This window comes from Affinirhizobium helianthi, assembly GCF_042680945.1.
In the GTDB taxonomy this organism is placed as follows: Bacteria; Pseudomonadota; Alphaproteobacteria; order Rhizobiales; family Rhizobiaceae; genus Neorhizobium; species Neorhizobium helianthi.
In genome coordinates this window covers 302835-318988 of record NZ_JBHUEQ010000003.1, presented here as the reverse complement: position 1 = coordinate 318988, position 16154 = coordinate 302835, and the positions used below count along the sequence as shown (strand labels likewise).

At 60.2% G+C, this 16154-nt stretch carries 14 protein-coding genes and 1 pseudogene; 1 reads left to right on the top strand and 14 read right to left on the bottom strand.

The genetic code is table 11. From position 1 onward, the window contains the following. Window positions 1-25: 25 nt before the first annotated feature. Entirely contained in the window at window positions 26-493 is a 468-nt protein-coding gene (locus tag ACFSE1_RS02085) for a hypothetical protein (protein WP_377395826.1), read from the top strand. Here the strand turns inward: ACFSE1_RS02085 and trmFO are convergent. The 14 genes and pseudogenes from trmFO to ACFSE1_RS02015 form a co-directional block, all read right to left on the bottom strand. Further along, entirely contained in the window at window positions 449-1909 is a 1461-nt protein-coding gene (gene trmFO, locus ACFSE1_RS02080; RefSeq protein WP_377395823.1) for a methylenetetrahydrofolate--tRNA-(uracil(54)-C(5))-methyltransferase (FADH(2)-oxidizing) TrmFO, read from the bottom strand. The genes ACFSE1_RS02085 and trmFO overlap by 45 nt on opposite strands. Before the next feature lie 79 nt (window positions 1910-1988). Next, window positions 1989-2606 carry a glutathione S-transferase family protein gene (locus ACFSE1_RS02075; protein WP_377395819.1) on the bottom strand — a complete coding sequence of 206 codons (618 nt, stop codon included), beginning with the start codon at window positions 2604-2606 and terminating at the stop codon, window positions 1989-1991. A gap of 258 nt (window positions 2607-2864) precedes the next feature. Then, a complete protein-coding gene (locus ACFSE1_RS02070) occupies window positions 2865-4418 on the bottom strand; it encodes a peptidoglycan DD-metalloendopeptidase family protein (RefSeq protein ID WP_377395816.1) in 1554 nt (517 codons plus the stop codon). 158 nt (window positions 4419-4576) lie between these two features. Next, on the bottom strand, window positions 4577-5218 hold the full coding sequence (locus ACFSE1_RS02065) for a protein-L-isoaspartate(D-aspartate) O-methyltransferase (protein ID WP_377395813.1): 642 nt from the start codon (window positions 5216-5218) through the stop codon (window positions 4577-4579). 8 nt (window positions 5219-5226) lie between these two features. Further along, window positions 5227-5994: a 5'/3'-nucleotidase SurE gene (surE, locus tag ACFSE1_RS02060; protein ID WP_377395810.1), complete on the bottom strand. Its 768-nt coding sequence runs from the start codon at window positions 5992-5994 to the stop codon at window positions 5227-5229. Window positions 5995-5997: 3 nt separating this feature from the next. Then, entirely contained in the window at window positions 5998-7281 is a 1284-nt protein-coding gene (serS, locus tag ACFSE1_RS02055; RefSeq protein WP_377395808.1) for a serine--tRNA ligase, read from the bottom strand. Window positions 7282-7373: 92 nt separating this feature from the next. Then, complete coding sequence (gene tatC / locus ACFSE1_RS02050; RefSeq protein ID WP_377395805.1) at window positions 7374-8204, bottom strand: twin-arginine translocase subunit TatC; 831 nt, start codon at window positions 8202-8204, stop codon at window positions 7374-7376. A gap of 245 nt (window positions 8205-8449) precedes the next feature. Further along, a pseudogene (gene tatB / locus ACFSE1_RS02045) lies at window positions 8450-9049 on the bottom strand (Sec-independent protein translocase protein TatB); the annotation flags it as partial. Window positions 9050-9094: 45 nt separating this feature from the next. Further along, window positions 9095-9301, bottom strand: coding sequence for a twin-arginine translocase TatA/TatE family subunit (locus tag ACFSE1_RS02040; protein WP_377395801.1), 207 nt, complete (start codon window positions 9299-9301; stop codon window positions 9095-9097). Window positions 9302-9349: 48 nt separating this feature from the next. Next, window positions 9350-10447: an ABC transporter ATP-binding protein gene (locus ACFSE1_RS02035; RefSeq protein WP_377395798.1), complete on the bottom strand. Its 1098-nt coding sequence runs from the start codon at window positions 10445-10447 to the stop codon at window positions 9350-9352. Between the two features lie 45 nt (window positions 10448-10492). Beyond that, entirely contained in the window at window positions 10493-11224 is a 732-nt protein-coding gene (gene scpB / locus ACFSE1_RS02030) for an SMC-Scp complex subunit ScpB (protein ID WP_377395795.1), read from the bottom strand. Continuing rightward, window positions 11217-12038 (bottom strand): segregation and condensation protein A, encoded by an 822-nt coding sequence (locus ACFSE1_RS02025; RefSeq protein WP_377395792.1) that lies wholly within the window; start codon window positions 12036-12038, stop codon window positions 11217-11219. The genes scpB and ACFSE1_RS02025 overlap by 8 nt, the downstream gene beginning before the upstream one ends. Window positions 12039-12073: 35 nt before the next feature. Then, a complete protein-coding gene (nagZ, locus tag ACFSE1_RS02020) occupies window positions 12074-13090 on the bottom strand; it encodes a beta-N-acetylhexosaminidase (protein ID WP_377395789.1) in 1017 nt (338 codons plus the stop codon). 105 nt (window positions 13091-13195) lie between these two features. After that, entirely contained in the window at window positions 13196-16144 is a 2949-nt protein-coding gene (locus tag ACFSE1_RS02015; protein ID WP_377395786.1) for an SPOR domain-containing protein, read from the bottom strand. Window positions 16145-16154 lie beyond the last annotated feature (10 nt).

The window sequence follows — 16154 nt, the reverse complement described above, 5'->3', positions numbered from 1 at the left end:
GTCCTGCTGAGAAAGCCTTTAAGATATGCTGACCTGGTTCATTATCTTCGGTGTGGTTGCACTGATTGCGTTCTACGCCACGCGAATGGCAAGGCTGCAGGAGGAGAGCAATCGCCACGATCCGGGTCTCGCCATCATCGAGTTCGGTCGCGCCTTTCCCAATGAGGCAATCCGCAGCCTGCATGAAACCGTCGATGGCAATGCTGTGTTCGTCCGCCTGCATGATAACAAGGCAGGCATCATGCGAAGCCACAAGTCGCATTATGCCTGCCATCTGATTGAACCCGGACGGGTGCGGGTCGAGCCCCTGCCAACGGGCCGGGGCTTCAATGTTCAGTTCCTCGATGCGCCAACGCAGAATGGAACCTTCATCTTCTCAAGCGTGGAGGATGCAGCAGAGGTCTCCCTCTGGCTGCTTGGTAACCTCGTTGCTCCTGGCAGAGCCATGTCAAACGCCGACGGCGCTGATGGGCTCGACGGGTCCAGCCTCTGAAACGGGTGAAGCAACACCAAGCCAATTGGCGCAATCGCGCAAGGCGCGACGCGCCATCAGTTGGCGCTTCATCACGGTCTTGTCCTTGCCGCGGAATCGCTTGACGCCCTCAGGCTTCACAATCGAACCCGGTTGCAGCTCGGGAAAGAGGCCGAAATTGATGTTCATCGGCTGAAACGAACGTTTGCCAGGTTCATCTTCCGATACGATGTGCCCACCCGTAATGTGGTTCAGAAGCGAACCCAGCGCTGTCGTGGCCGGTGGTGGTACGATTTCCGATCCCTTTCGCTCGGCCGCGGCAAAACGTCCAGCCAGAAGACCGATGGCAGCGCTCTCCACATAGCCCTCACAGCCGGTTATCTGCCCCGCAAAGCGCAGCGTCGGCCTGCTTTTCAGGCGCAGCGTGTGGTCGAGCAAGGTGGGAGAGTGGATATAGGTGTTGCGATGCAGGCCGCCGAGACGCGCGAATTCCGCATTCTGCAGCCCCGGAATCATTCGGAAGATCTCCGCCTGCGCGCCATATTTCAGCTTCGTCTGAAATCCGACCATATTATACAACGTGCCAAGCGCATTATCCTGCCGCAACTGTACAACGGCATAGGCCTTCACCGTCGGATTGTGCGCATTGGTCAGTCCCATCGGCTTCATCGGGCCGTGCCGCAAGGTTTCGCGCCCGCGCTCGGCCATCACTTCAATGGGCAGGCACCCGTCGAAATAGGGCGTCCCCTCCCACTCCTTGAAGCCGACCGTATCGCCAGCGATCAAGGCGTCGACGAATGCATCATATTGCTGCTTGTCCAGCGGGCAGTTGATGTAGTCCTTGCCAGTACCGCCCGGACCAACCTTGTCATATCGCGATTGGTACCAGCAAATATCCATATCGATGGAATCCCGGTGCACGATGGGCGCAATGGCGTCGAAGAAGGCCAAGGCGTCCTTGCCTGTCTCCGCCTGTATTGCCGCTGCAAGCGAGGGTGAGGTCAGCGGTCCAGTCGCGAAGATCGTCAAGCCCCATTCCGCAGGCGGCAAGCCTTGTACTTCTTCACGCACCACTGTGATAAGCGGGTGCTCATGCAGAGCGCGCGTCACGGCATCGGAGAAGCCGTCGCGGTCCACAGCCAGAGCACCGCCCGCCGGCACCTGATGCTTGTCGGCACAGGCCATGATCAGCGAACCAGCAAGGCGCATTTCTGCGTGGATAACACCAACTGCATTTGCGGTCGCATCGTCTGAACGGAAGGAATTGGAGCATACGAGCTCCGCCAGCCCATCCGTCTTGTGCGCATCGGTGCCACGCACGCCGCGCATTTCATGGAGAATGACAGGCACGCCAGCCTGTGCGAGTTGCCAGGACGCCTCGGAGCCAGCCAAGCCACCGCCGACGATATGAACGGGAGAAAGTGTGCTATGTGTCATGGCGCGTCATTACCACGGCTGGCAAGTGCTACCAATATCAAAAGCTGATAGCACCCGCACAGGCCGCGTCAGGAAGGCATCAGGCTTTTTCAGCCATCAGCGCATCGTCGAGCTCGGAGGCACGAAGATGTGCGGGCCGCTGAGCAAGGCGTGCAATATAGGCTTTAAACGCCGGGCGAGCTTCGATAGATCCGAATTGTATGCCCCACATCAGGTGGGAACCGACATAGACATCCGCCGCGGTGAACTCTGGACCGGCAATATAGGCAGATTTCGACAAGGCTGTTTCCAGCGCGTTCAGCGTCAACTCATAGCTGCCATAGCCGACAGTGCCCTGCTTGTCCGGCGGTATGATGACAGAAAGGCTGCGATCAGTCACAGCAGCCTCCAAAGGCCCTGCCGCAAAGAAGAACCAGCGATAGTAATCCGCCCTCTCAGACAAAGGCGGCGCAAGCTTACAATCCGGAAACGCATCTGCCAGATAGGCGCAGATGGCTGCGCATTCCGTGACGATGGCATCACCATGCTGCAAAACAGGCACCTTACCCATCGGGTTAAGAGCCAAAAACTCCGGTGTTTTCATGGATGTTCCGTAGGGCAGCACCCGCACCTCGTACGGCACCTGCATCTCCTCCAACATCCAGCGAACGATGCGGCCGCGAGACATCGGATTTGTGTAAAGCAAGAGATTTGTCATAACGCCTCATTCCTCCAAGGGAGTGCCAAGCTAGGGCATTTCAGCGCTAAATGGAAACGGTTCTGTATGTAAGGCGACAGCAGATGCGCGCTGAAGGGCGGGGCAATTTCAGCCCTCAGACATTCCTCGGGCCAGGTGCGGCAAATGCAAGATTGCAAAGGCGAAGGCCCGGCCTGTAGCGCCTGGCCTGAGTTTGACATCATCAAACTCAGGCTCCGCTGACAGACCGGGCCTTCTTCAATTCCTCACAACGCAATACTATTCGAGGAATGTAACCGGATTGACTGGGCTTGCATCCTTGCGCACTTCGAAGTGCACCTGTGGGCGCTTCGCGTCGCCGCTCATGCCGGAGGTGGCAATCGTCTGGCCGCGCTGCACCTTCTGGCCGCGCGAAACCGAGATATTGGCAGCATGGCCATAAACGGTCACCTTGCCGTCGTCGTGGCGAACGAGAACCGTATTGCCCAGCTGCTTGAGGCCATTGCCCGCGTAAATCACAACCCCGTTTTCCGCAGCCTTGATCGGCGTACCTTCCGGCACGGAGATATCAATGCCATCATTGCGGCTGCCGTTCACGTTCTGGCCGAAGGCTGCGATGACTGCACCCGTTACCGGCCAGCGATATTTGCCAATTCCCGTGGCGCTTGGTGCTGGCGTGGAGTTATCCATCTTGACGTCGGAAAGGCTCGCCGTCTGCGTTGCCGCCGGCTTTTCCTCAGCCTTCGGCTGGGCAGCCTCAATCTGTGCAGCCGCAGCTTCCGCCTTCGATGCCACAGCAGGCTGACCCGGAATGGAGGCCGTCTTGACAGTATCGCCGCCCGCACCGACCTTCAGGGACTGACCGACACGCAGACCGCCATCCTTCAGATTGTTCATCGCCTTGAGCTGATCAATCGGCGTTCCGGTCGCGCGCGCTACCTTTGCTAGCGTATCACCCGCCTTGACGGTGTAGGTCCCGTCGGCAGAGCCACCGCCTGCAGGCGGAGTGAGCTTTGCGGCTTCACCCTGCGCCTTATCTCTCAGATTGCCGGCGGAAGGCAGAACAGCAACCTTTTGTCCGTTTGGCGGAACCGGCTGCGGCAGATTTCCGCCATTTGGCAGATCGATTGCACCCGCCGCACGCTTGGCGGCATTGCCACCGCTTGCATAGGTCGGGATGACCACGATCTGACCGGCAGTCAGACGTCCATTATTAGCCTTGAGAATTTCCCCTTCAGGCACACCGTAGCGCCTGGAAAGCGTGGCCGCGGTTTCCCCTGGGCGCAGCGTCACCTTCGGCGCGTTCATGACAGACCAGCCAGCCGATGGCGTCGTGTTCGTCACAACGTCGTCAGCGGCCAGATTCTTCGGCGCACGGGCAGCAACAATTGGCTGGGCGGAAGGCTGCGAAGGCATGGGCTGAGCCATGGCTTCGCGACGCGTCTGCGGCTCACCGACCGGAGGCAGGGACTGCGCACTCGGCGCAGCAAGTTCGGCGCGCTGGATGGGCGCAGAGGATGCAGCCCTTACCGGCGAAGCGGCAGCATATCCACCACCATTTCCATAAGCAGGCGATGCGCGATAAGGCTGATTGGCGGGCGCAGCAGCCTGATAGCCGCCATTGCCCACATTCTCCTCAGGAACAGGCGCCACACCATAGGCACCAGCACCTTGGCGTTTCGGGATGGAAGCTGTGGTGAGATTATCTTTATCGAAGATACCAGCGAAGCGGGTCGCGTCTGAACTGCACCCCGTTGCCGCACTCGCCAGAAAGGCTGCCACTGCGATCCGCACGGCTGACTTTCCCATATTTGACGAACTGTTCAAACGCATGACTCGACCTACACGACGACGCTACCAATGTAGGTATGATTAAAGCGCGTTAGTATTACCGTCGGGTTAAGAAGCGCGAGCCAGTGTCACTTATTTCGTAAATTGCTAACCATGAATCTAGGCGCTGTCTGAAGCGATGGAACCGCCAACCATGCCGTTCAAAGGTAAACGGCAATATGCGAGGCGAGCGGCAGATAGGAAACCGGAAAGAGGTCCTCGCGCTCGAAACGGCTGCCGGTCTTGGTCAACCGCACCATCATGCAGCTCTCCTCCGTCACCACCAGCGGCACAATCATGGATCCGCCGTGAACCAGCTGATCGGCGTAGAAACGTGGTACTGCCGTGAAGGCAGCCGTCGCCAGGATGCGATCGAAAGTGCCCTCACCCAGCATGCCGTTGCTGCCATCCGCCTGACGGATGATGACATTGCGCAGGCTGAGGGAATCCATCCGGGCTTGCGCATTCTGCACCAGCGTCTTGTAACGCTCGACCGACAGAACTCGCTCGGCGATACGCCCCATGACCGCTGACATGTAGCCGCTGCCTGTGCCAATTTCGAGCACGCGGTGCCCTGGCTTCAGCTGCAGCCGCGCGAGGATGCGCACCGCCAGATCGGCCCCTTCCATGAAAGACCCGCACTCGATGGGAATCGTGCGGCTGGAATAGGCGTCCGGCACAAATTGAGAGGGAACGAACTGGCTGCGGGGCGTCTGCTCGCAGGCGGTGAGGAGATCGAGATCGGTTATCCCCTGTGCGCGCAAGCGCAGCACAAGCGATGCAAACCCTTCCTTCTCGATCATCGCGGCCTTCAAGAGCTCGCTCCGAGGGCCTCGGCGAGAGCCTTGATCACGGCGTGGTCCGTGAGATCGAGCTTCAATGGCGTAATCGAGATCCTGTTCGCCCTCACGGAATGAATGTCGGTTCCTTCGGCAAACTGCCCCGTACGGTCACCAAAGCGAAGCCAGAAGTACGGATTTCCGCGCCCGTCCTGGCGCTCATCGACAACCAGTGCAAAGTCGGTCTTGCCCTGTGCCGTTACGTCAACACCGCCGATTTCCTCTTCGCCACAGGCCGGGAAGTTGAGGTTCAGGAAGGTTCCATGCGGCAGGGAAAGCTTCATCAGGCGCTCTATCAGCGCTGGTGCATGTTTCTCGGCCACCTGCCACGGCACCTCGCGCTGGCCACCAACATGACGAACAGCCTGGCTGAGGGCGAGCGAAGGAACGCCCTGGATCGTACCCTCGATGGCAGCCGCAATCGTGCCGGAATAGGTGACATCATCGGCCAGATTGGAGCCCGCATTGACGCCGGAGAGGATGAGGTCCGGCTTGGACTTCAGCACATGCCGGATCCCCATGATAACGCAATCCGTCGGTGTCCCCCGCACTGCAAAGTGCCGATCCGAAATCTTGCGAAGACGCAATGGCTCGGAAAGGGTCAGAGAATGGGCGAGCCCGCTCTGATCCGTTTCCGGCGCAACGATCCATACATCGTCGGAAAGCGTCCTGGCTATCCTCTCCAGAACCGCCAGGCCCTCCGCATGTATGCCGTCATCATTGGTCAGCAAGATTCGCATCGATTACTCGCTCCGCTCGATCTTCTTCAGCCCCCCCATGTAGGGCAGAAGAACATCGGGAACAGTCACCGAACCGTCTTCCTCAAGATAGTTCTCAAGCACTGCGATCAGGCAACGCCCGACTGCCGTGCCGGAACCGTTGAGCGTGTGTACAAAGCGCGGCGCCTTTTCATCCTTCACGCGATAGCGAGCATTCATGCGGCGCGCCTGGAAGTCACCGCAGACAGAGCAGGACGAAATCTCGCGATAGGTATTCTGCCCCGGCAGCCAGACTTCCAGATCGTAGGTCTTGCGCGCGCCAAAGCCCATATCGCCCGTGCAGAGCGTCATGGTGCGGAAATGCAAACCGAGACGCTTGAGAACTTCCTCAGCGCAGGCGGTCATCCGCTCATGTTCTTCGATTGAACTGTCGGCATCCGTGATGGAAACCAGTTCGCACTTCCAGAACTGGTGCTGGCGCAGCATGCCGCGCGTATCACGACCGGCCGAACCGGCTTCGGAGCGGAAGGAAGGCGTCAGTGCCGTAAACCGCAGCGGCAGCTTTTCCTGATCGAGTATCTCGTTCGAAACGAGATTGGTCAGTGTCACCTCTGCCGTCGGAATCAGCCAGCGACCATCCGTCGTGCGGAACAGATCCTCGGCAAACTTCGGCAACTGGCCGGTGCCGAACATGGCCTCATCACGCACCATGAGAGGAGACGAGACTTCGGTATAACCGTGTTCACGCGTATGCAGATCCAGCATGAATTGACCGAGCGCCCGCTCCAGCCGCGCAAGCTGGCTGGTCAGCACTGTGAAGCGCGAACCGGAAAGCTTTGCCGCACGGTCAAAATCCATGTAGCCCAGCGCTTCGCCAATGTCGAAATGCTCTTTCGCCGGATGGCTCCAGCGCGGCTTTTCACCGACGACGCGCTTGATGACGTTGTCGTTCTCATCCTTGCCGACCGGCACATCATCCAGCGGAATGTTGGGAAGGCGCGAGAGAACGTCATCAAGCGCTGCGACTGCATCGCGCTCCTGCTGCTCCACCTCCGGCATGGTGTCCTTCAGAAGGGCCACTTCCGCTTTCAGCTTATCGGCCAGTTCTGCATTCTTCTGCGCCATTGCCGCGCCAATTTCCTTGGAAGCGGCGTTGCGGCGAGACTGCATGTCCTGCAACTTCTGAATGACCGAGCGACGGGTCTCATCCAATGCAATAATGGATTCAGCCTGCGGCTCTGCGCCGCGTTTGCGCAGGGCTTCGTCGAGGGCGGCGGGATTTTCGCGTATCCACTTGATATCAAGCATCGTCGTTCCAGATCATCTGCGGTTGTGGCCGCGACGAAAGTCCGGCCGTGACGTGTTCTACCCGGCCGGAATTCACTGATGCCGGTATAAACTCATGCTTCGTTCGACGATGAGACGGGGGAGCCCGTTTCTGTCTGCGACAGCACATCCTCTGCCGCCCGTTTTCTCTCCACGAGTCGAGCTGCATAGATCGAAATCTCGTAGAGAAGGATGGTCGGGAGTGCAAGACCGATCTGGGACATCGGATCGGGTGGCGTCAAGATCGCTGCCACCACGAAGGCGATGACAATGGCGTATTTCCGCTTCTCCCGCAGCCAGTCGCTCGTCAACAGGCCGACGCGCGCCAGAAGCGTCGTGACAACCGGCAACTGGAAAACGAGGCCAAAGGACATGACAAGTGTCATGATCAAAGACAGATACTCCGACACCTTCGGCATCAGAGAAATCGCGACCTCGCCATCGCCCGGCGCCTGCTGCATGGCCAGAAAGAACCACATGACCATGGGTGTGAAGAAGAAATAAACGAGTGCTCCACCCATCAGAAACAGGATTGGCGATGCGATGAGGAAGGGCAGGAATGCCGCCCGCTCGTTTTTATAGAGACCCGGCGCCACGAACTTATATAGCTGCGATGCGATAATCGGGAACGCGATGACCAGCGCTCCGAACATGGCAACCTTGACCTGCGTGAAGAAAAACTCCTGCGGTGCCGTATAGATCAGCTCCGACTTTGCAACGTCCAGCCCCGCCCAGAGAACCGCCCATTTGTAAGGGATCACCAGAAGATTGAAGAGCTGTTTGGCGAAGAAGAAGCACACCAGGAAAGCCACGAAAAACGCCACCAGCGACCAGATGAGGCGGCGGCGGAGTTCAATCAGATGCTCCATCAGCGGCTGAGGCTTGTCATCGTAATCGCCGCTCATGCGTCATCCTTGCCAGTCGTTGCAGGCTTCTTACGGGTACGTGGTTTCGACGGTTTTTCCGCTGTCTGATCCACCTTTGCCTCCACAGAGAGGACGGCTTTGGAGACCTTCGTGCGGCTGCGTGCGGGCTTCCGCTGAGCCTCCACCGGCAGGCTGGGCTCTGGCGCCACCACGACTGCTTTGGAACGTTGTGTGGTTTTCTTCGCCGTCTCCGACGTCGCTGCGCCACCGTCCGAGACCACCTTGGCGGCGCTCTTGCGAGGCGTGCGGGTGGCAGGCTTCGCTGTGTCGTTGGCGGCAACAACCGCCGCGGCGGTCGTATCTGGCTTTGCAGCAGCAGCCGGTGCTACGGCAGGCTGGCCGGGCGCTGGTGCAGATGCCGCCGAACCTTTGCCTGCCTCTACCGTTGCCGGTGCTACGGCAGGCTGAGGCGGGGCAGTAGGCGGTGCAATAGGCGGCGTTTCCGGCAGAGACAGGCTTGGCTCCGGAATAAGGTCATGAACCGAATCCGTTACCGCTTCTGTCGTCTCGCTCGCCGGAAGCGTTGTGGCCTTCTGAAGATCGCTACGGATCTCGTTGCCCATCTCACGCAAAGGGTTGATGGCTTCGCGCAACGCATTGGCTGGATGATATTTCTGCACGTCGCCAATCGTCTGGCGAACATCATCCATATCGGCTTCCCGCAGTGCCTGATCGAACTGCGTGCGGAAATCTCCGGCCATCCTGCGCAGATTGGCAGTCATCTTTCCGAACGCCCGAAGCATAGGCGGCAGATCCTTGGGGCCAACCACCACAATCAATACGACTGCGATGACAAGCAGTTCCGTCCAGCCGATGTCCAGCATAGGCCATGCTCCTGCGGGCGAAACGCGAATGCGCCTCGCCGATGATTACTTGGTTTCTTCGCGCTGGTGATCGACAGTCTTCGGAGACGCCGTTGGCGTAGCATCCTTGTTGTCGTCTTCTGACATGCCCTGCTTGAAGCTCTTGATGCCCTTGGCAACGTCACCCATCAATTCAGGAATCTTGCCGCGCCCGAAGAAGATAAGCACGATGACCAGAACGATCAGCCAGTGCCACACACTAAAAGAACCCATTGTTCGCTCCCGTGATTGCGCGTCTCGTCCGATGTAAGACTTTTAGGATTATTTTTCAAATACCAAAATGTCTTCTGGCAAAACCTTCACAGTCACGTCTACGCTATCCTCCGGCAGTTGATCGGCGCGGATGCGTGCACGCAACGGCTCGTCCAGCCCGTCGACAGCCAGGGTCAGCAGTTCAACCACGCCCAGGAACCGCCGCGTAAGGATCCGCGCCGGTATGGTGCCGTCCTTGACGGAAACCGCAATCGATGAGATCCGCACCGCGACATCGAGTGCCTGCCCCTCGCTGAAATCGCGGGCAGAACGGTTTCCAACAGGCGTCTCCACCCGGCCTCCCCGCACCTGCCCGCCCATCACATTGATCTCGGAAAAAAAGCCCGCAGCGAAAAGGCTTGCCGGACGCCGGTAAATATCCTGCGAGCGCCCGATCTGAACCAGTTTCCCGTGATTGAGCAGCGCTATCCGATCCGCCATCCGCATGGCCTCTTCGGCATCATGCGTCACCACAATGGCCGTGGCGCGTGTTTGCCGCAGCACATCCAGTGTGTCGGCGCGAATGGAATCCTTCAACCGCGAATCGAGCCCGCTGAACGGCTCGTCCATCAACAGAACGCCGGGCCTCGGCGCCAGCGCCCGTGCAAGTGCCACACGCTGTTGCTCGCCGCCGGAAAGCGCATGCGGATATTTGGGGGCGTAATGCGCCAACCCTACCCGCTGAAGCGCAATCATCGCTTCCGCCGAAGCCTCTCTGGCAGGCAGCGCAGTCAAGCCAAAGCGCACGTTCTCCAGCACGGTCAGATGGGGAAAAAGCGCGTAATCCTGAAACATCAGGCCGACGCCGCGCTTCTCCGGCGGCACGAAGCCGTTGGGTCCCGCCACCTCGCGGCCGTCAATCACAACCCTGCCGCTCGTCTGCACTTCGATACCGGCAGCAATCCTTAGAAGCGTCGTCTTCCCCGATCCCGATGGACCCAGCAGGCACAACACTTCTCCCGGCTTTGCGGCGAGGCTGATACCGCGCACCGTCTCCTTGCCGTTGTAATGATGCTCGATGTCTTCCAGTTCCAGGCTTGCGGCGAAGGTCACTCCAGCCGTACGACGAAGTGCGGAAGCCATTCCGCCAGCATTGGCATTGTTCATCGCGTATCGGCCTCTAACGTCATCTCAACGGACTACTTGAGGCTTCTAATCCTCTTCTGCGCCCCCGGGTGTCAAGAGGCCCAGCTCTTCCAGATCCATCTGTGTGATCGGATCTTCCTCTTCGGTCAGCTCATCGGCGGCAACCGGGATCGGTATCTTGAAATCGGGCGGTATACGTCCCGAAAGCAGTCCAGCACCGCGCAATTCTTCCAGACCGGGCAGGTCGCGAATCTCTTCCAGGCCAAAATGGTCGAGAAAACGCGGCGTCGTTCCCAGTGTCACGGGACGGCCCGGCGTTCTGCGACGCCCGCGAAAACGCACCCATCCGGCCTCCATCAGAACATCGAGCGTGCCCTTGGACGTCTGAACGCCCCGAATTTCCTCGATCTCCGCGCGGGTCACCGGCTGATGGTAGGCAATGATGGCCAGCACTTCCAGGGCTGCGCGGGAAAGCTTGCGCGTCTCGTTTTCGTCGCTTCGAATAACGAAGGATAGGTCGGCAGCGGTGCGAAACGCCCAGCGATCCTCGACCCGGATGAGATTGACGCCCCGGCCCGCATAGAGCCGAACCAGGCGTGCCATGATCTTTTTGAGGTCCAGCCCTTTCGGCAGACGCTCCAGCAGGTATTGTTCAGAAACCGGGTCGGCAGACGCGAAAATCAGGGCCTCCGCTGTGCGCTCAGCCTCCAGTTCGAGAGGCGTCCGCACCTCATCGGCCTCATCGTGCTGCTTGAAAAGATCCGCTTCCGCCTCCTGCAATTCACGTTCCTCACTCATCTGTGCCACCCACTCGGCCGGGCTTTCGCAAGTAAATCGCCGAGAACGCGCCGTCCTGACGAAGTTCCAGCTTTCCTTCCCGCACAAGCTCCAGCGAAGCCGCAAAGGCACTCGCGGTCGCAGTTACCCTGTCTTCCGGCGCAAGATATTGCAACAGATAGGATTGGAGTGCCGTCCATTCCGCGACCTCACCCAGCATGGATGTCAGGAGTTCCCGCGCTTCCACCAGAGACCACACCTTGCGGCGCTCGATCGTCACCTGCGTGATAGCCTGCCGCTGGCGCAAATTGGCATAGGCGTGCAGCAGATCGTAAAGCTCTGCTTCAAACGTCTTCCCCGCCCGTTCGGGAATATGTTCCGGCGCGCCCCTGGCAAAAACATCGCGGCCCAGCCTGTTGCGGTTGATCAGCCGCGTTGCCGCTTCGCGCATCGCTTCCAGCCGCTTCAGACGAAAAGCCAGCGTCGCGGCCAGTTCTTCACCCGAGGGGCCATCCTCCTGACGGGACTGTTGTGGAATGAGAAGCTTGGATTTGAGGTAGGCCAGCCAGGCTGCCATGACCAGGTAGTCCGCTGCCAGCTCAATGCGTACGCGTCGGGCGCTTTCCACGAATTCAAGATACTGCTCTGCAAGCGCAAGAACAGAAATGCGCGCCAGATCGACCTTCTGCGTTCTTGCCAGATGCAGCAGAAGATCGAGCGGGCCTTCGAAACCGCCAACATCAATCACCAGCGCAGGTTCACTCAGCCCCCTCGCCTCGCTGTCCTGCCAGAGCTTGTCCATGGGCGCGACAGGTGAAGATGTATCCGTAGCCATATCCTGCCCTACCCCGGATTTCCCGACTGCCCTGATCAGGCAGCCGGCATCAGATCCCAAAACTCGGCGCGCAATTCAGATTCATCGCCCGCATCTGCTGTCGGCATGGCTGCTTCCGCACGTTCTGCGCGCTCCCGGCACATGCCCTCAAGCGCTGGCACCTGCTTTACCACCTGCCGCATTTCATCCATCACGCCATTGCAATGCAAGACGATGTCGCAGCCACCTGCGACGATGTTTGCAGCACGCTCGCCCAGAGTGCCCTTCAACGCATTCATCGAGCTATCGTCGGAAAGAAGCAAGCCATTAAAGCCGATCCTCTCCCGCACGATCTCCTGAATCACCTTGCGCGAGGTCGTCGCCGGATTTTCAGCATCGATCGCCGTGAACACGATATGCGCACTCATGGCCATCACCTCGGTCCGCATTTCGCGGAAAGGCAAGAAATCCGTCCTGTCCAGTTCATCCAGCGAGGCCTTCACCACCGGAAGATCATGATGCGAATCGACTGTTGCACGCCCGTGCCCGGGCATATGCTTCATGACAGGCAGCATGCCGCCCGCCTTCAATCCTTCAGCCGCCGCTTTGCCAAGAGCCGCCACAAGCTGTGGATCGCGTCCATAGGCGCGATTTCCGATGGCCTGGGTCGCGCCCTCAACCAGCACATCCAGAACCGGCAGGCAATTGACGGTGATTCCCAATCGGGTGAGATCGAAGGCATGCAGCCGTGACATCAGCCAAGCTGCCCGCAAGCCCTTCTCTGCATCCTGGTCGTAAAGTGCGCCGAGCGCTGCAGCCGGTGGGTATTGCTGGGCCATCGGCGGGCGAATGCGCTGCACGCGTCCACCCTCCTGATCGATGAAGACCGGCGCGTGCGGTCGACCGACACTATCGCGCATGGAGGCAACCAGATCGCGGATCTGCTCCGGCTCGGACAGATTGCGGGCAAACAGAATGAAGCCCCAGGGAGCTTCCCCCCCATAAAGGTCGATTTCCTCTCTGGTCAGTTCCTTGCCTGCACAACCAAGGATCATCGCCTTCGCATTGCTCATCTGCCACTCCCGCACATCCGGTTCATCACTCTGTCAGCCTCTTGATTGGCTGGACATGAAAACGGGGCGTTTCCGCCCCGCTCTGCATTCTCTCTTCTGTCTGGATCAGCGAGCAATCAGGCAGGTACCGCCAGCAGCGCGAAGGCGTTCGCACAAGGCAGCCGCTTCATCCTTGGAGTTACCAGCCGGGATACGGACACGATAGAAGGTGCCCTTGCCAGCAATCTCCGCCTTGGCAATATCGACGCCACGACCGCCAATCACATTGCCGAACTTGGACGAGAGGTTCTTGTAGGACTTCTGCGCGTCAGCCTCGCTGGGAAGCGATGCGACCTGGATGAAATAGCCACCAGCGCCGCTCGTTGCAGACGCTGCGGCAGGTGCTGCCGCGGGGGTTTGTGCCGCAGGCTGGCGCACATTGCCCTGGCTGGAAACGGCAGCCACAACCTGCACCGGCTGCTCAGCCGGCCGCGCGGAAGGAACCGGCGCGGATGGCTTCTGCGTGGCAGCCGCCTGGGCGGGCGCTGCCGCCGGGGTGTTTGCCGCAGGCGCCACAGTAGAGGTGCCGGTCAATGTTGTGGTCTTTGCGATATTGACGTCGGAAAGGCCCGTCGTCTCCGCAGCAACCGGGGCATTGCCCGCTGGCGCGGCAGCAGTGCGCGTGGGTTCCGCAAGCGCTGGCGCCGCTGGCACCTTCCCGGCATTTGCAGCAGGCGCAGCAGCCGGGGCATCCACCACCTGCTCAACAAGCGTGCCATCAGGGCGCACGATCATGGTTTTCACCTTGCGCGGCATCACAGCCAGCTGGTCGCTGCCGGAGGAAGCGGCTGCCGTCTCCTGTGGCAGCAGCCGGGCATCCTGCGTATCGCCAACAGCCGTGCCGCCAACAGCCGTGCCGCCAGCATCCATCTCGTCGTTCTCGCCTTCCAGCGGAAGCGTTTCAGGCACCAGCGTCTTCTGAACAACATCCACCGGCTGTTCGTCCGAGGTGATCAAGGATTGCTGCTTTGGCGCATCAAGCCCGCCGCTGGCCACGCGGTCGTAAACCGCCTTGTTCTGGTTCGGAACAACCTTGCCACCGGGGTTTTCAGGCACCACCTTCACCGGGTCCGTATCGGCCGCAATCACCACAGGCGCACCGTCACCTGCGACGCTGGATCCGCCGCTCGTGTACCAGGCGAATGCCGAAAGCCCGGCGATTGCGACAACACCCGCGACGGATGCCGGCACGACCCAAGAGGGAAGCACACGACGCGGCGCGGCGTAATCCTCACCAGGATCCTCGTCATCCAGGGCGGTCGGGCCGGGGAATGGCGTTGCGAGACTGCGACGGAAATCCTCTTCCAGCGCGCGCTCAAAGTCATCCAGTCCGTCATTTAGAGGCGCAGCTGCCGTCTGTTCGGGCTTGGTTTGCATGGAGGCGGCAGCCGGGGCTGCGTTGCGCGGACGCGATGCCTCCTGCGCACGCGGGGCAATATTGGCCGAATCGAGGAACGACGCCAGCTCGGAATCCAGATCGATATCGAATTCAGGATGCGCTACAGGCCGCTGCTCGGGCTCATGCGACGGAAGCTCCGGTACATTGAGATCCGGCACGGTCTCGGGCATCTCGTCCGCGTCAGCAAAGAGCGCAGGATCAAAGCCGTCTGCGTCAGCCTGGGAAGGCTCGGCACGCATTTGCGTCGCTGCTGGTTGAAACTGCGCCACAGGCGTAGTCGGAGCTGCCTGCGAAGCGGCAGCCGAGAAAGATGCAGGCTGCGAGACCGCCGCAGCCGAACGTGAGTTCATCAGGAAAGACGGAACCGCAGCGACAGTCGGCTCACTCTGCACAGGCCGCTGAACCGGGGCGGCAGGCTGACCCACAGGCATGGGCGCAATAGGCATGGGCGCAACAGGACGTGGCTGCGACTGGAGCCTGTCCGGCTGGGCTTCGAGCCTTGGCTCCTGCCGTTCAGCCTTCACAGGTTCCGCAGCCACCGGCTGCTCGTCCATGAGATCGGAAAAATCGAGATCGAGGTCATCGAGCGCCAGATCGAAGTCGTCATCGGACAGAGCCACAGATGGCTCCGGCTGGCGCGCCTGAACGGCTGGCTGCGACGGAGCAGGCATTTGCGGGGCAAACCCGAAATCCGGTTCAGCCCTCGCAGGCTCAACAGCACGCGGAACGAAATCGCGCGGTGCAGAAGGCTGCGGCTGTGCAGCAGCAGGCGCGACCGCGAAAGCGGCCACGCGCGCAAGCTCGGCTTCCCAGATCGAAGCCTCAGAAGAAGCGGATACAGGCGAGGCCTCCGGAGCAACCGCCTCAGGCACAGGCGTAACAACAGGCGTAACATCGGCCGGCTGCGCGGGCTGCACCGGACGCGGCTCATGGCGCGGAACGGATGCCGGATTGAAGTTGGCGAGCGGCATCCGGAAGCCCGGCTCGTAGGCTCGGGCCGGAGGACGGCTCGAGGGCTTTGCTACCGGCGCGGCAGGCGCCAGGGAGGTCTCCAGCTCGGAAATCAGATCGGAAGACAGGCTTGCCGAATCATAGGCAGAAGACACAGGAGCAGCCTTACGCACGTCGGCGGAAGCGCTTACCACATTGGGGGCAGACCTCATTTCGCCCACCTGAGCGTCGCTCACCGGAATGTCTCTTACCGGAATGTCGCTCAACGGACGGGCAGGCACAGCACCATATTGAACGACGGGAGTTCCGCCATTCCAGCCCGGAAGCTCCGGCTCCACAAATGGGTCCGGCTCAGCAAACGGATCAGATGCTTGCGCATTCAGGTTCGAAGCCGGCGGCGGAACCACGGGCTCCACCACATCCGCCACCACGGGATCGCCAGCACCGTGCGGTTCGTTGCGCGGCGCATCGAAGCCCTGAAGCTCGCGCAGCAATTCATCCTCAAGGTTGAACGCAGGCTCGCGGCGAAGCGAAGCATCCGCCGCAGGCTGGGCCTGGGGTCGGTCGTCATAGCCGACGATGCGTGCCAGTTCCGCAAGCGGATCATCGTCCGCGAAGAAATCCGGCGCGCCATTACGGCCATATGCCACGTTGTTGTTTGCCATACCCTTGTCC

Excerpts from the sequence above, each read along its gene's own strand:
- ACFSE1_RS02085 (WP_377395826.1), top strand. The coding sequence starts at position 26 with ATGCTGACCTGGTTCATTATCTTCGGTGTGGTTGCACTGATTGCGTTC.
- trmFO (WP_377395823.1), bottom strand. The coding sequence starts at position 1,909 with ATGACACATAGCACACTTTCTCCCGTTCATATCGTCGGCGGTGGCTTG.
- ACFSE1_RS02075 (WP_377395819.1), bottom strand. The coding sequence starts at position 2,606 with ATGACAAATCTCTTGCTTTACACAAATCCGATGTCTCGCGGCCGCATC.
- ACFSE1_RS02070 (WP_377395816.1), bottom strand. The coding sequence starts at position 4,418 with ATGCGTTTGAACAGTTCGTCAAATATGGGAAAGTCAGCCGTGCGGATC.
- ACFSE1_RS02065 (WP_377395813.1), bottom strand. The coding sequence starts at position 5,218 with ATGATCGAGAAGGAAGGGTTTGCATCGCTTGTGCTGCGCTTGCGCGCA.
- surE (WP_377395810.1), bottom strand. The coding sequence starts at position 5,994 with ATGCGAATCTTGCTGACCAATGATGACGGCATACATGCGGAGGGCCTG.
- serS (WP_377395808.1), bottom strand. The coding sequence starts at position 7,281 with ATGCTTGATATCAAGTGGATACGCGAAAATCCCGCCGCCCTCGACGAA.
- tatC (WP_377395805.1), bottom strand. The coding sequence starts at position 8,204 with ATGAGCGGCGATTACGATGACAAGCCTCAGCCGCTGATGGAGCATCTG.
- ACFSE1_RS02040 (WP_377395801.1), bottom strand. The coding sequence starts at position 9,301 with ATGGGTTCTTTTAGTGTGTGGCACTGGCTGATCGTTCTGGTCATCGTG.
- ACFSE1_RS02035 (WP_377395798.1), bottom strand. The coding sequence starts at position 10,447 with ATGAACAATGCCAATGCTGGCGGAATGGCTTCCGCACTTCGTCGTACG.
- scpB (WP_377395795.1), bottom strand. The coding sequence starts at position 11,224 with ATGAGTGAGGAACGTGAATTGCAGGAGGCGGAAGCGGATCTTTTCAAG.
- ACFSE1_RS02025 (WP_377395792.1), bottom strand. The coding sequence starts at position 12,038 with ATGGCTACGGATACATCTTCACCTGTCGCGCCCATGGACAAGCTCTGG.
- nagZ (WP_377395789.1), bottom strand. The coding sequence starts at position 13,090 with ATGAGCAATGCGAAGGCGATGATCCTTGGTTGTGCAGGCAAGGAACTG.
- ACFSE1_RS02015 (WP_377395786.1), bottom strand. The coding sequence starts at position 16,144 with ATGGCAAACAACAACGTGGCATATGGCCGTAATGGCGCGCCGGATTTC.